The 14,292-nt window shown below is 68.0% G+C and carries 11 protein-coding genes; 9 read left to right on the forward strand and 2 right to left on the reverse strand.

What is annotated here, in order from left to right; genetic code table 11:
• The first annotated feature begins 40 nt into the window (after nucleotides 1-40).
• Complete coding sequence (locus C1933_RS00360) at nucleotides 41-1,645, forward strand: glucan biosynthesis protein D (protein ID WP_108751729.1); 1,605 nt, start codon at nucleotides 41-43, stop codon at nucleotides 1,643-1,645.
• Nucleotides 1,646-2,256: 611 nt separating this feature from the next.
• Here the strand turns inward: C1933_RS00360 and C1933_RS00365 are convergent.
• Nucleotides 2,257-2,877, reverse strand: a complete 621-nt coding sequence (locus tag C1933_RS00365; RefSeq protein ID WP_108751730.1) for a thymidine kinase — start codon at nucleotides 2,875-2,877, stop codon at nucleotides 2,257-2,259.
• A 101-nt stretch (nucleotides 2,878-2,978) separates the two neighbouring features.
• On the opposite strand from C1933_RS00365, the gene C1933_RS00370 reads away from it, so the two are divergent.
• The 3 genes from C1933_RS00370 (at nucleotide 2,979) to C1933_RS00380 (ending at nucleotide 6,806) form a co-directional block, all read left to right on the forward strand.
• A complete protein-coding gene (locus C1933_RS00370; protein WP_108751731.1) occupies nucleotides 2,979-4,955 on the forward strand; it encodes a UvrD-helicase domain-containing protein in 1,977 nt (658 codons plus the stop codon).
• A gap of 260 nt (nucleotides 4,956-5,215) precedes the next feature.
• Nucleotides 5,216-5,752 carry a GNAT family N-acetyltransferase gene (locus tag C1933_RS00375; protein WP_108751732.1) on the forward strand — a complete coding sequence of 179 codons (537 nt, stop codon included), beginning with the start codon at nucleotides 5,216-5,218 and terminating at the stop codon, nucleotides 5,750-5,752.
• Nucleotides 5,753-5,798: 46 nt separating this feature from the next.
• A complete protein-coding gene (locus tag C1933_RS00380) occupies nucleotides 5,799-6,806 on the forward strand; it encodes a DUF4272 domain-containing protein (protein ID WP_108751733.1) in 1,008 nt (335 codons plus the stop codon).
• A 42-nt stretch (nucleotides 6,807-6,848) separates the two neighbouring features.
• On the opposite strand, the gene C1933_RS00385 is transcribed toward C1933_RS00380, so the two are convergent.
• The gene (locus C1933_RS00385; protein WP_108751734.1) at nucleotides 6,849-7,508 is read right to left on the reverse strand and encodes a DUF480 domain-containing protein; all 660 of its coding nucleotides are present in this window, start codon (nucleotides 7,506-7,508) and stop codon (nucleotides 6,849-6,851) included.
• Between the two features lie 102 nt (nucleotides 7,509-7,610).
• On the opposite strand from C1933_RS00385, the gene C1933_RS00390 reads away from it, so the two are divergent.
• From C1933_RS00390 to plsB, 5 genes are all read left to right on the forward strand, one after another.
• Nucleotides 7,611-8,534 carry a 5'-nucleotidase, lipoprotein e(P4) family gene (locus tag C1933_RS00390; protein WP_108751735.1) on the forward strand — a complete coding sequence of 308 codons (924 nt, stop codon included), beginning with the start codon at nucleotides 7,611-7,613 and terminating at the stop codon, nucleotides 8,532-8,534.
• On the forward strand, nucleotides 8,531-9,256 hold the full coding sequence (gene pyrF / locus C1933_RS00395) for an orotidine-5'-phosphate decarboxylase (RefSeq protein WP_108751736.1): 726 nt from the start codon (nucleotides 8,531-8,533) through the stop codon (nucleotides 9,254-9,256). Before C1933_RS00390 ends, pyrF begins: the two co-directional genes overlap by 4 nt.
• Nucleotides 9,257-9,471: 215 nt before the next feature.
• The gene (locus tag C1933_RS00400) at nucleotides 9,472-10,287 is read left to right on the forward strand and encodes a serine protease (RefSeq protein WP_108751737.1); all 816 of its coding nucleotides are present in this window, start codon (nucleotides 9,472-9,474) and stop codon (nucleotides 10,285-10,287) included.
• 317 nt (nucleotides 10,288-10,604) lie between these two features.
• Nucleotides 10,605-11,564 carry a hypothetical protein gene (locus C1933_RS00405; protein WP_108751738.1) on the forward strand — a complete coding sequence of 320 codons (960 nt, stop codon included), beginning with the start codon at nucleotides 10,605-10,607 and terminating at the stop codon, nucleotides 11,562-11,564.
• Nucleotides 11,564-14,200 (forward strand): glycerol-3-phosphate 1-O-acyltransferase PlsB, encoded by a 2,637-nt coding sequence (gene plsB, locus C1933_RS00410; RefSeq protein ID WP_108747980.1) that lies wholly within the window; start codon nucleotides 11,564-11,566, stop codon nucleotides 14,198-14,200. The genes C1933_RS00405 and plsB overlap by 1 nt, the downstream gene beginning before the upstream one ends.
• Nucleotides 14,201-14,292: the final 92 nt, after the last annotated feature.

Raw genomic sequence — 14,292 nt, forward strand, 5'->3', positions numbered from 1 at the left:
TGCCTATGATGGCCGACCTTTCCCTTGCTCCCGCGCCTGCATGCAACGTCGCGATTTCCTCCGCAATGCCTCCCTTGCCCTGGCTGCGTTCGGCCTGCCTGCCCTGCCTGCCTGCGCGGCCGGCAAGAGCGGCCAGCTGGGCCTGCGTCGCCTGGGCCAGCCGCAGCCGTTCGATTTCGCCACCCTGAAGGGCCAGGCCCGTGCCCTGGCCCAGGCCCCCTACAAGAGCCACAAGCGCGTGCTGCCGGGCCGGCTGGAAGGGCTGGACTGGGACCAGTACCAGTCGATCGGCTACCGCCAGGACCACGCGCTGTGGGCCGACCAGCCGGGCCGGTTCCAGGCCAAGTTCTTCCACCTGGGCCTGTACTTCCATTCGCCGGTGCGCATGTTCGACGTGGTCGATGGCAAGGCACAGGAACTGGCCTACGACGGCGCGGCGTTCAACTACGGCAAGAGCGGCATCAAGAACGGTGAACTGCCCGCCGACCTGGGCTTCGCCGGTTTCCGCCTGAACACCCGCACCGACACCGACCGCGATTTCGCCGCCTTCCTCGGCGCCAGCTACTTCCGCGCCGTCGGCAAGGAAGGCCAGTACGGGCAGTCCGCGCGTGGCCTGGCCATCGACACCGGCATGGGCAAGCCGGAAGAATTCCCCGATTTCATCGCCTACTACCTGGAACAGCCGGCGGCCGATTCCAACACCCTGGTGGTGTATGGCCTGCTGGATTCGCCCAGCGTGACCGGCGCCTACCGCTTTGCCATCACCAATGGCGACGTGCTGCTGATGGACATCGACAGTGCCCTGTACCCGCGCAAGGCGATCGAGCGGCTGGGCATTGCGCCCTGCACCAGCATGTACCAGGTGGGCGAGAACGACCGCCGCATGGGCTGGGACTGGCGCCCGGAAATCCACGATACCGACGGCCTGTCACTGTGGACTGGATCTGGCGAATGGATCTGGCGGCCGCTGCTGAACCCGCGCAACCTGCGCTTCAACATGTTCGTGGACCGCAACCCGCGCGGCTTCGGCCTGCTGCAGCGCGACCGCAACTTCGACCATTACCAGGACGACGGCGTGTTCTACGAGAAGCGCCCGTGCCTGTGGGTGGAGCCGAAGGGCGAATGGGGCGAAGGTTCGGTGCAGCTGGTGGAAATTCCCACCGTGGATGAAACCTTCGACAACATCGTCGCGTTCTGGAACCCGAAGGAAAAGCCGCAGGCCGGGCAGGAACTGCTGATCGGCTACCGCCTGTACTGGGGCGCCGAACCGCCGGCGCGCTCGCCGCTGGCGCACTGCGTGGCCAGCCGTACCGGCCTGGGCGGCATCATCGGCAAGAAGCGCGAGTACTTCAGCTGGCGCTTCGCGGTGGATTTCGAAGGCGGCGAACTGGCCGGTCTGATCGACAAGGCCGACGTGGAAGCGGTGGTGGAAACCAGCCGTGGCCGGGTCGAGATCGTTTCGGCGCGCCCGCTGCGCGAGATCAAGGGGTACCGGGCGATGTTCGACCTGGTGCCGCCGGAGGGCAGCAGCGAGCAGATCGACATCCGCCTGTACCTGCGCAGCGGCGGCAAGACCCTGACCGAGACCTGGCTGTACCAGTACACCCCGCCGCCGGCCGGCGCACCCGAGCGCACGCTGTACTGAGTTGGGGTTGGTCAGCAGGGCTTGCAGCCCTGCACCCGCTGTAGAGTCGAGCCATGCTCGACTGAAGCAACGTCAAAGGCCTGCATTCCCTGGGGTGGCGGGGTGGGTCCGGTGCCGGGGGACGCCGCAAGTACGTCCCTGTAGGCTTGGCCGCGGCATCCATGCCGCGGACACCCCCGCCACCGGACCCACCCCGCCTTCGACAGTTCTCCGCGATCTGTCGGTACGGCATTCTGCTCTGGTAGGTGTCGACCTTGGTCGACACGGATGAATTCATTCGATATCTGACCGATGTGTCGACCAAGGTCGACACCTACCAACAGCCGCAGGAACCTGTCAGAGGCGGGGCGGTGTGGGTGGGCAGGACCGCAGGCGCCATGGATGGCGCCTACGAGCCCCCATGGGTGAGGGCGCTTTGCTCGCGAAGCACTGCTTCGCAAGCGCCCGAACGCACAGCCGCCAGCGGCTGGGCCGGACTGGGGGTTTACGGCGTGTCCTGCCCACCCACACCGCCCCGCCAACCCACGGAATGCTGCTTTGGCTTTGGCCGTTGCTGTTGCTGTTGCTCCAAGCAGGTGCAGGGCTGCAAGCCCTGCAAAAGACCCCACCCCTTACAACGGCAGCGGGGCCTGCATCGGCTCGATCCGCCCTTCGCCCCGGGTGATCTTCTTGAACTCGGCGCGGCTGACCGACACGTAGCGGTCGTTGCCGCCGATCTCCACCTGCGGGCCGTCCTGCACCGCATGGCCGTGTTCGTCCACGCGCACGGTCATCGTGGCCTTCTTGCCGCTATGGCAGATCGTCTTGATCTCCTGCATCTCGTCGGCCCAGGCCAGCAGGTACTGGCTGCCCTCGAACAGCTCGCCGCGGAAGTCGGTGCGCAGGCCGTAGCACAGCACCGGAATGCGCAGCTGGTCCACCACCTCGCTGAGCTGCCAGACCTGGGCGCGGCTGAGGAACTGCGCTTCGTCCACCAGCACACATCCCAACGGTCCGTTGGCCGCCAGATCCTGCTGCACCCACCGCTGCAGATCAGTATCGCGCTCGAAGGCCATGCCGTCGGCACGCAGGCCGATGCGCGAGGCCACCACCCCGGCGCCGGCGCGGTCGTCCAGGCGCGGGGTCAGGATCGCCACTCGCATACCGCGCTCGCGGTAGTTGTGCGCGCTCTGCAGCAGGGTGGTGGTCTTGCCGGCGTTCATCGCCGAATAATAGAAATAGAGCTTGGCCATCGGCAGATTGTACGCCGCAGCCCCCGCCGGCCGAAGCCGTTCAGCATCCCTGCCGGTCGGCGGCTGTGGCCGTCACCCGGGACCGCTACAATCCCCTTCCAATGCACGGTCTCAATCCCCCCCAAGCCGCCGCCGTCCTGCACATCGAAGGCCCCCTGCTGGTGCTGGCCGGTGCGGGCAGTGGCAAGACGCGCGTGATCGTCGAAAAGATCGCCCACCTGATCGGCTGCGGGCGCTACCCCGCGCGCCGCATCGCGGCGATCACCTTCACCAACAAGTCGGCCAAGGAAATGCGCGAGCGCGTGGCCAAGCGCCTGCGCGAACAGGATGCCGACGAGGTGACCATCTGCACCTTCCACGCCCTGGGCCTGAAGTTCCTGCAGATCGAACACGCGGCGGTGGGCCTGAAGCGTGGCTTCTCGATCTTCGATGCCGACGATGCCGCCGCGCAGATCAAGGATCTGATGTCCGGCGCCAAGCCCGATGACATCGAGGACATGAAGAACCTGGTGTCGCGCGCGAAGAACGCCGGTCTGTCGCCCGAACAGGCGATGGCCGCCGCGCGCAGCAACCGGGAAAAGGAAGCGGCCAGCGTCTACGAGCGCTACCAGCTGCGCCTGACCGCCTTCAACGCGGTCGACTTCGATGACCTGATCCGCCTGCCGGTGCAGGTGCTGGAGGAAAACCCGGATATCGCCGTGGCCTGGCGCGAGCGCATCGGCTACCTGCTGGTGGATGAATGCCAGGATACCAACGATGCGCAGTACCGGCTGCTGAAGCAGCTGGCGGGCGAAAAGGGCAACTTCACCTGCGTGGGTGACGATGACCAGTCGATCTACGCCTGGCGCGGCGCCAACCCGGAAAACCTGCAGCAGATGGGGCGCGACTACCCCGCGCTGGAAATCATCAAGCTGGAGCAGAACTACCGCTGCTCCAACCGCGTGCTGCGCGCGGCCAATGCGCTCATTGCCAACAATCCGCACGAACACCTGAAGAAGCTGTGGAGCGACCAGGCCGACGGTGAGCGCATCCGCGTGTGGGAATGCCGCAACAGCGAACACGAAGCAGAAAAGGTTGCCGCCGAGATCGCCTTCGTGGCGCAGTCGCGCAAGGTGCCGTGGAGTGATTTCTGCATCCTGTTCCGCGGCAACTTCCAGTCGCGTCCGCTGGAAAAGGCGATGCAGCTGCTGCGCATTCCCTACCACCTGACCGGCGGCACCATGTTCCTGGAACGCCAGGAAGTGAAGGACACGCTGGCCTGGCTGCGGCTGCTGGTGAACCCGGACGACGACACCGCGTTCATGCGCGCGGTGCAGTCGCCCAAGCGCGACGTCGGTGCCGGCACGCTGGCCAAGCTGGCCGAGCTGGCGCAGGAAAAAGACATCCCGATGGCGCACGCCGCCGAAGCGATCGGCGCGCTGCAGCAGTTGCCGCCGCGCGCGGCCAACAGCCTGGCGCGCTTCACCGACATCCTGCGCGACCTGCGTGCGCAGACCCGCCAGATCACCTCCGGCGACATGATCCGCAAGGTGGCCAAGGAATCGGGGCTGTTGAGCGAACTGCGCCAGCAGGCCAAGGAAGAGGCCAGCTACCAGCGCCGTGCCAACAACATCGAGGAACTGGCGCAGTGGTTCGAGGGTGGCCCGCGTGGCGCCACCGCCGCCGACCTGGCCGGTCAGCTCGCCCTGCTGTCGCGCAGCGACAAGGACGAGGGCGGCAACCAGGTGCGCATGATGACCATGCATGCGTCCAAGGGCCTGGAATTCCCGTACGTGTTCATCGTCGGCTGCGAAGACGGCGTGCTGCCGCACCAGGTCAGCCTGGACGAAGGCAACCTGCAGGAAGAACGCCGCCTGCTGTACGTGGGCATCACCCGCGCCAAGATCCAGCTGTGGATGAGTTACAGCAAGCTGACGCGCAAGTTCGGCGAGCATGTGCGCTTGAAGCCGAGCCGGTTCTTCGAGGAAATTCCGGCCGAGGAAATCCAGCGCGACGGTGCCGATCCGGTGGCCGATGCGGCGCGCAAGAAAGAGCGCGCCAGCGCCGGCCTGGCCGCGATCGAAGCCCTGTTCGACTAAGCGCTCCAACGGCGCCGCCCCTCCGTGCAGGAGCGCGCGTTGGTTGCGCGGTGTGGCCGGTCGGGGTGGGTTCGCGGGGGACGCCGTGAACCCTTCCCTGGGGGCTTAGCCGCGCCATCCATGGCGCGGATACCCCCGCGAACCCGCCCCGACCGGCCTCGGACAGATTCCGGGCGCGTCCTGCCACGGCAATGCAAAGAAAATCAAAACCCACAGCAGGGCGCTGAGGCAGAATCGGGTTTTCGGATTGAGACCTGCGCATGCATCCCATCGAAAGCGAACGCCTGCGCCTGCGCGCCCTCGAGCCTGATCGCGATGCGGCGCCGATGCTGGCGCTGCTCAACGATCCCGGCTTCCTGCGCTTCATCGGTGACCGCAACGTGCGCAGTGAGGAACAGGCGCGCGAGTACATCGCGCTGCGGGTGCTGCACAGCTATGCGTTGAACGGGTTCGGCATGTACGCCATCGAGCGGCTGTCCGATGGCGCCTGGCTGGGCAATGCCGGCCTGGTGCGGCGCGATGGCCTGCCGGGGCCGGATATCGGCTATGCGGTGCTGGCGGCGTTCGGCGGCCAGGGCTATGCCAGCGAGGCGGCGCGGGCGGTGTTCGCGCATGCACGTGCGGAGCTGGGCATCGAGGATCTGTACGGCATCACCGACCTGGACAACGTGGCCTCCGGGCGCATCCTGCTGGGCCTGGGCATGCAGGAACGCGGGGTGATCCAGCTGCCCGGCGTGGACGCGGCCAGCCGCTTGTATGCCACACCGGGCGCTGCGGCGGTTCAACCGCCAGCATGAGCCAGTGGAGTAAGGTGCAGGACTGTTTTCCTGCACGGATGCTCCGATGCTGATCAACGCGTATTCCACCCTCGGCCACGTACTGGCACCGCCACCACAGGCCGACGCTGCCAACGTCCGTGGTCTTGATGACCCCGCACTGGCGCCGCACCTGGGCGGCTTCGTCAACTACGTGCTGGGCCATGGCGACGGGCAGATGACCGCGGCGCGCTATCACCTGATGCGGCACGTGCAGCGCGTGCGCCAGCACTACCTGTTCGAGCTGGACGAAGCCGATCTTGCGGCGCTGCAGCCTTGGCTGCTCCAGGCCAACGCGGTGTGCTTCCTGGAAGATGGCAGCGTCCGCGATCCGGCCGGCAAGGTGCTGTTGGGTGACGCGCTCGATCCGCAGGCACAGGTGCCCTATCCCGTCGACGCCGAGCAGCGCGGGGCGCGCAGCCAGCAGCAGCTGCAGGCCCACGCGGTGCATGCCCCGCCGTCGTTGCCACCCGTGGTGGGCACGGCCGAGGCACAGCTGCGCGCACCTGCCCAGGTCTGGGCCAGAGCACAGGCGCTGCTGGCGTGTGCGCTGCGCGCCGAGGCGCTGCAGGCCGGTGACCCACCGTTGAGCCTGGCCGAGTTGGCCGAGCGTCTGCCGGCCCTGCCCGAGGCCCTGAGCCCGGCCGAGGCCGCCTTCATCGAGCACGGGGACGCCGAGGCGGCTCTGCCGTTCGGCTGGCGCTACGAGAGCCTGGCCGTGCTGCTGTGGGCGCTGGGCCTGTCCGAGGCGCTGCCGTGGCCGCAGGCGACCTGTGCCGTGCCGGATGTGGTGGGCGCCTTGCTGCAGAAGGCTGACAGTGGCAGCGAGCCTGCGACCCTGCGCGATACCGCCGAGTTGCTGGATGCGCTGGATCTGCACTACCGCCTGCACTGGGCTGCGCGTGAGGCCCAGCGCCAGGGTGCACCGATGCCCGGTGCGCTGGAGGGCGGTGTGATCTACGAGCGCCACTACGCGCTGAACTGGTTGTTCTGCTTTGAACAGGCCGACTGGGACGATGTCGATACGCCGACCTGAGTTCACATGGCATCGTGCCGGCCAGCGGCCGGCACCTACCCCTCAACCGCCGCGCAGTTCCGCCAGTTGCGCCTGCAGTTCTGCCACGGTGGCTTCCAGCTGCTCCACCCGGGCCAGCAGGTCCGGGTCGGCGCCGGCGGGACTGCTGCCACCGCCGCTGCCGGCGTACTTCGCCGCCAGTGCCGCGCCATCCACTTCACCGCACAGCAGGTGCATGTAGCGGTCTTCGCGTTGGCCGCTGGCGCGCGGCAGCACCAGCAGCAGGCCACGCTGCTGCAGGCGTTCGATCGCGTGGCGGGCTTCGTCGGTATCGGCGAAACGGTGCAGGCGCTCGCTGCGCGTCACCAGTTCGCCCAGGGTCTGCGGCCCACGCAGCAGCAGCAGGGCCAGCAGCACGGTCTGCTGCCGGGTCAGGTCCAGCGCGGCCTGCAGGCGGTGCTCGTAGCGGTCGGCGCGCGACGAGAAGTGCTGGCGGGCCAGGCCCAGCGTCTCCAGCTGTCGCAGGGCGTGCTGCACGCTGCCGGCATCGACGTTCATCACTGGCTCGCGGGCGGTCTTCTGGTTGGCCGCCGACTGCGCAGCATTCACTGTCAGCGGATAGGTGTCCGGCGTGGTCGCCTCCTTCTCCACCAGGCAGCCCAGCAGGCGGGCCTGGATGGGGTCGAGCAGGGGAACGTCGGGGGTCGGGGCGGAATCGGTCATGGCAGCCTGCAGCACGCAACGGGTGAACCGGGAAGCATAGCGGCCCCGGTGGCGTCTTTGCCGGTAAAATGGGCCGGTATATCTGAATGCCGGTGAATCCTGATGCGTCGTCCCGTTGCCCTGTCCCTGAGCCTGCTCGCCACTGCAGCGCTCGGCCTGTCCGCCTGCAAGCGCGTGGATGCGCCTGCCGCTGAAGCCGCCGCCCCGGAGGCTGCGGCCGCCACTGCCAAGGCAGAAGGCGCGCCCGATGCCACCGCCAACGACAACCTCAATGCGGTGCTGTGGATGCAGCGTGCGCAGGAATACAAGGCGATCACCGAGCAGACCTACCGCGCTGCCGCCGACCACCTGGACGTGGCGCTGAAGGAAGCCCATTGGGACGCCCTGGTGCCCGAAGAGCGCGGCAACGATGCCAAGGGCCTGAAGCCGGCCGTGGTGCTCGACCTGGATGAGACCGTGCTGGACAACTCGCCCTACCAGGCGCGTCTGGTGCGCGATGGCAAGGAATACGACGAGCTGAGCTGGGACCAGTGGGTGGCCGAAAAGAAGGCCAAGGCCATTCCCGGCGTTGTCGATTTCGCCAAGGCCGCCAACGCCAAGGGCGTGACCCTGCTGTACATCTCCAACCGCGCCGTGCACCTGAAGGACGCGACCCTGGCCAACCTGCGCGAACAGGGCCTGCCGGTGGCCGATGACAGCGTGTTCCTGGGTCTGGGCACCGTGGTGGAAGGCTGCGAGCAGGCCGGCAGCGAGAAGAACTGCCGCCGCCGCCTGGCCGGGCAGAAGTACCGCGTGCTGATGCAGTTCGGCGACCAGCTGGGCGATTTCGTGGAAGTGACCGCCAACACCAACGAAGGCCGTGACGCGCTGCTGCAGCAGTACCACGACTGGTTCGGCGAGCGCTGGTGGATGCTGCCGAACCCGACCTACGGCGGTTTCGAGCCGGCCCAGTTCAACAACGATTACAGTCAGTCGCGCCAGGCCCGCCATGACGCCAAGCGCGCCGCGCTGGACTACGCACCGTGAGCCGCGCGCCCTTGCCGCTGCGCGCTGACGAGCGCCTGATCTTCGCCCTGGACGTGCCCGACCGCGTGCAGGCGCTGGAGTGGGTGGACCGTCTGGGCGACAGCGTGGCGTTCTACAAGATCGGCATGGAACTGCTGGCCTCCGGCGAGTACTTCCAGGTGCTGGACGAACTGGCCCGCCGCGACAAGCGCGTGTTCGTCGACCTGAAGTTCTTCGATATTCCGGCCACCGCCGCCGCGGTGATCAAGCGCCTGTCGCAGTGGCCGGTCAGCTACGCCACCATCCACGGCTGGCACCCGGCCATGATGGAAGCCTGCGCGGCCGCCAACGGCAGCGACATGCGCCTGCTGGCGGTGACCGTGCTGACCTCGATGGGCCGTGCGGACCTGGCGCAGATGGGTATCGACCGCGAACCGGTCGACGTGGTGGTCGAGCGCGCGCTGGCCGCCCAGGCAGCCGGCATCGACGGGGTGATCGCCTCGGGCCAGGAAGCCGGTCCGATCCGCGCCGCCACCGGTGCCGGGTTCTCGATCGTCTGCCCGGGCATCCGCCCCGGTGGCCCGGTGGGCGATGACCAGAAGCGCACGGTGGGCGTGGCCCAGGCCTTCGCCGACGGCGCCGACGCCATCGTGGTCGGCCGCCCGATCCGCCTGGCGGCCGATCCGCAGGCCGCCGCACGTGCCATCCAGCAGGAAATCGTGGCGGCTCTGGCTGCCCGCTGAGCCTGCCGGCGACGTACCGCACTTCCGTACCCCGAACGCCATCCCACCCACCGTGGGATGGCGTTCGCATTTGTACGGATGAGCCTGTCGCAAGCATCCCCAGCGGCGAAAACTGTGCGCGGGTCGGCGCAACGGCGCGCCGCTGTGCTTCCCAATCGGTGAACCGGCACGACCTCTGGCTGCCGGCCCACTCACGATGAAGGGAGTACACCTACATGGATCGCAATACCCTGTTCCTGCTGGCCGGCCTGCTCGCCGCGTCCAGCACCGCCAGCGCGGCGCCGGCGCCACGCGAAACGCCGCGCATCATCGGCGGCGAAAGCGCCCAACCGGGCCAGTACCCGTTCATGGTCAGCCTGCAGGGGCTGTCCTACGGCGATACCGACTACGACCGGCACTTCTGCGGCGGCACGCTGATCTCACCGTCCTGGGTCCTGACCGCCGCCCATTGCGTGCAGGGCGCACAGCCGGCTGCGCTGGCGGTGCTGGGCGGCGCCACCGCGCTGTCCACCGAAGCCAGCCCGCGGCCCTCGAACGTGCGCGCCCTGCACGTGCACCCGGCGTTCAACAGCGGCAGCGCGCTGGAACACGACGTGGCCCTGATCCAGCTGGACGCGCCGCTGGCCGACGCCGAACCGGTGCAGTTGCGGCTGCGCCCGGATGCCAGCTACCTCAAACCCGGCCGCGATTTCACCGTAATCGGCTGGGGCACGACCGAAAGCGGCGCCGACGCCTTCCCGACCCATCTGCAGACCGTGCAGGTGCCGTTCGTGCCCTTCGCCGAGTGCCAGCAGGCCTACGCCGGCGAGCTGTCGCGCGGCAAGGTCATCTGTGCCGGTCGCGAAGGCATGGACAGCTGCCAGGGCGATTCCGGCGGGCCGCTGCTGCTGCGCCTGCGCGAAGGCTGGACCCAGTTCGGCATCGTCAGCTGGGGCGAGGGCTGCGCGCTGGCCGGCTACCCCGGGGTTTATGCCCGAATCGCCGAAAAACATGCCGTGGATTTCATTGAAGCGGTGTGGCAGAAGGATTGAGTCAATAAAATCAATTATTTAACTTGTGTTACATGAAGTATTGCCTGAACTTGAAGGTCGGCGTAGCATCGCCGCCATCCGGCCTCGTGCCGGAACCGTGCGACACCTTGTCCTCCGGCCTTGTGCCGGTTTGAAGAGCCTGCGATCCCCGTGATCCGGGCTCTTTTTTTTGTACGCCAGCGCAGTGGGGTCAGCGCCCTTCTGCCGGGCCGCAGAAGGGTTCCGACCCCGGGCTGTGCGGAAAACCGTGACCGTGCGGCTTGCCGCTGTCACCTCGCAGGCCGCAAGATGCGGACCGGTCCGGGGAGTCCGAATGCATGAGCGTGGCAAGGGCAGTGCAAACAAGGTCTGCGCGTTACGGGGGGCTGTTGGCCGTGCTGCTGCTGGCGGTGGCCGCCTGCCGCCAATCCAGCCCAGATGCCGTCGCACCTGCCGCTGAGCCGGTCGCTGCAGTACAGGCCATGGCCCAGCGCCTGGCCGAAGATGATCTGGTGGGCTACGCCAGGCTGGCCGTACCGCCCAGCCAGTACCAGCGGCTGCAGCAGGCCTGGGACGAAGGCCACAGCCAGTGGCCGCTGACCGAACTGCCGCTGGGTGACCAGCTGCTGCCGATGCTGTCGGCCCTGCGCGAGCCCGATGCCGGCCCCCGCCTGCAGCGCAGCTTCGACCGCCAGCTGGCCGGCCAGGCCAGCGCGGTGCGCCAGGCCGCGCAGTCGATGGGCAACTTCGGGGTGCAGTACCTGCAGCACCAGAAGGGCTACACGCCCAGCCAGCAGGCGCACTACGTGCAACTGGTGCAGACCCTCGCTCTGTGGGCGCAGGGCGCCCCGATCAGCGACCGTGCGCGCGCGCGCAGCACCATCAGCGCGCTGGTCGGTGCCGCCGGCAAGGTCGGCTTCGGCAACGAGGACGGCCTGCGTGCGGCCGGCATGGAAGGCAGCCTGCAGCAGCTGGCACCGTTCATCCACACCCTGAAGGCCGTGCTGGCCAGCTACGGGCTGGGCGTGGACGAAGCGCTGCGCAGCCTGCAGGGTGAGCTGCTGTCGGTGCAGGGCGACAACGCCCTCGTCCGCATGACCTACGAACTGGCCGGCAGCACCCTGACCCTGCAGTTGCCGCTCAGTCGCCGCGAAGGCCACTGGTACCTGACCCGTACCCTGGCCGATACCGACGCCCTGCTGCGCCAGGCCGATGCCGCGCGCGCGGCCGCCGCACCGGCACCCACCGCGGCCCCGGACGCGGCCGGGGAAGCGGCAACACCGCCGCCTAAGCCATAATGGCGCCGATGTCGAAACAGAACCCGCTGCCGTTCCCCGGCGAAGAATCCCAGACGACGCCCGCCGATGCAGTGCCGGCGTCCCCCTCGACCGGCACCGGCCCCAACCCGGTACCGCCGCCTGCGGCTGCGCGTGCCGCGGGCCGCCGCCCGTTGTGGGCGCGGCTGCTGGGCCGGCTGGTGGAACCGTGGCTGTCGCTGAAGATCGAACCCGAAGACCCGGGCCAGTACAACGACGGCCGCCCGGTGGTCTACGTGCTGGAAGACTACGGCCTGTCCAACGCGCTGATCCTGGACAAGGCCTGCCGCCAGGCCGGTCTGCCGTCGCCGCTGGTGCCGCTGGCCGGTGACCCCACCGGCCGCAAGCGCGCCTACCTGGCGCTGTCGCGTCGCAGCTCCAGCAATTCGCTCATTCCCGAGCAGCGCGGCGCCAAGACCCATTCCGATTCGCTGGCCAAGGTGCTGCAGGCGCACCGCGTGCGCGACGATCTGGACGTGCACCTGGTGCCGGTCTCGATCTTCGTCGGCCGCGCGCCGGACAAGCAGAGCGGCTGGTTCGCGGTGCTGTTCTCGGAAAACTGGGCGCTGGTCGGCCGCTTCCGCCGCTTGCTGGGCCTGCTGCTGAACGGCCGCAGCACCATCGTGCGCTTCGCCCCGCCCATTTCGCTGCGTTCCACCGTGGACGAGGGCCTGGAGCCCGAACGTACGGTGCGCAAGCTGCAGCGCGTGCTGCGTACCCACTTCCGCCGCATCCGTGAATCGGTGATCGGCCCGGATCTGTCCACCCGCCGCCTGCTGGTGGACCAGGTGCTGGCCGCCGAAACGGTGCGCGAAGCCATTGCCGCCCAGGCCAAGCGCGACAACTCCAAGCCCGCCGAGGCCTGGAAGAAGGCGCATGCCTACGCCTGGGAAATCGCCGCGGACTATTCCAGCCCGGTGGTGCGTTCGGCCAGCTTCATGCTCAGCCACGTGTGGAACCGCATCTATGCGGGCGTGCTGGTGCACCACCTGGACAAGTTCAAGGCCGCCGCGCCGGGCCACGAAGTGGTGTACGTGCCCAGCCACCGCAGCCACATGGACTACCTGCTGCTGTCCTACCTGCTGTACGACCGCGGCATCGTGCCGCCGCACATCGTGGCCGGCATCAACCTGAACCTGCCGGTGGTCGGCACCCTGCTGCGCAAGGGCGGTGCGTTCTTCATCCGCCGTTCGATCCGCGGCAACGCGCTGTATTCGGCGGTGCTGAGTGAATACGTGGCGCAGCTGGTCGCCGGCGGCTATTCCATCGAGTACTTCGTCGAAGGTGGCCGTTCGCGTACCGGCCGCCTGCTGCAGCCCAAGGGCGGCATGATCTCGATGACCCTGCGCGCCTTCCTGCGCCAGCCGCGCAAGCCGGTGCTGTTCCAGCCGGTCTACATCGGCTATGAAAAGCTGATGGAAGGCGGCAGCTACCTGGATGAACTGTCCGGGCGGCCGAAGGAAAAGGAGTCGATCTGGCAGCTGCTGTGGGGCATCCCCAAGGTGCTGAAGCAGAACTACGGCCAGGTGGTGGTGAACTTCGGCGAACCGATCGCGCTGAACGACGTGCTGGCTGAAAAGGCGCCGGAGTGGAACGGCGAGGCCGTCTCGGAAGACGAGAAGCCGAGCTGGCTGTCCAGCACCGTCGATACCCTGGCCGAGCGCATCCAGGTGCGCATCAACGGCGCCGCCGACGTCAACCCGATCAACCTGCTGGCGCTGGCGCTGCTGTCCACGCCCAAGCACGCGATGGGCGAGGCCGACCTGATCGCGCAGATCGAGCTGTGCAAGACCCTGCTGGTCGAGATGCCGTATTCGGACCGGGTGACGGTGACCCCGCACTCGCCGGAGCGCATCATCGCCCACGCCGAGGAAATCAACGTCCTGACCCGCATCAAGCACCCGCTGGGTGACGTGCTCAGTGTCAGCGGCGACACCGCGGTGCTGCTCAGCTACTTCCGCAACAACGTGCTGCACCTGTTCACCGCGTCCTCGTGGGTGGCCTGCTGCTTCCAGAACAACCGCCGCATGAGCCGCACCGGCCTGGTGCAGCTGGGCCGCACGGTGTACCCGTTCCTGCAGGCCGAGCTGTTCCTGCCGTGGAGCGAAGATGAATTCGCCCAGCGCATCGAGCAGACCATCGACGTGTTCGTGCGCGAAGGCCTGCTGCAGAACATCAACGACGATGACGGCGGCATCCTGGCGCGCAACACCGGACAGACCGACGAAGTCTTCCGCCTGCGCGCGATCGGCCATTCCCTGCAGCAGGCGTTCGAGCGCTACTACATCACCATTTCGGTGCTGGTGAAGAACGGCCCGGGCGTGCTCGGTACCGCGGAACTGGAAAGCCTGTGCCAGCAGGCGGCGCAGCGCCTGAGCCTGCTGTACGCCCCGGCCGCGCCCGAGTTCTTCGACAAGACCCTGTTCCGCGGCTTCATCCAGAAGCTGCGCGAGCTGCGCCTGGTCTGGCCGGATGAGAACAGCAAGCTGGTGTTCGACCAGCGGCTGGATGCCTGGGCCAAGGACGCCAAGTTCATCCTGGGCCGCGAGCTGCGCCACACCATTGAGCGGGTCAGCCCGGAAGCGGCGCGCCCGGACGAGCCGACCCCGCAGGCCTGACGGCAGCGCCGGGCCACGCCCGGCGAATGGGAACCTCATGGGTACCGTGCCAACCAAGGTTGGCACCTACCAGGGCCGGCGGGAATGGGTAG

It is taken from the genome of Stenotrophomonas sp. ZAC14D2_NAIMI4_6 (genome assembly GCF_003086875.1).
GTDB lineage: Bacteria > Pseudomonadota > Gammaproteobacteria > Xanthomonadales > Xanthomonadaceae > Stenotrophomonas.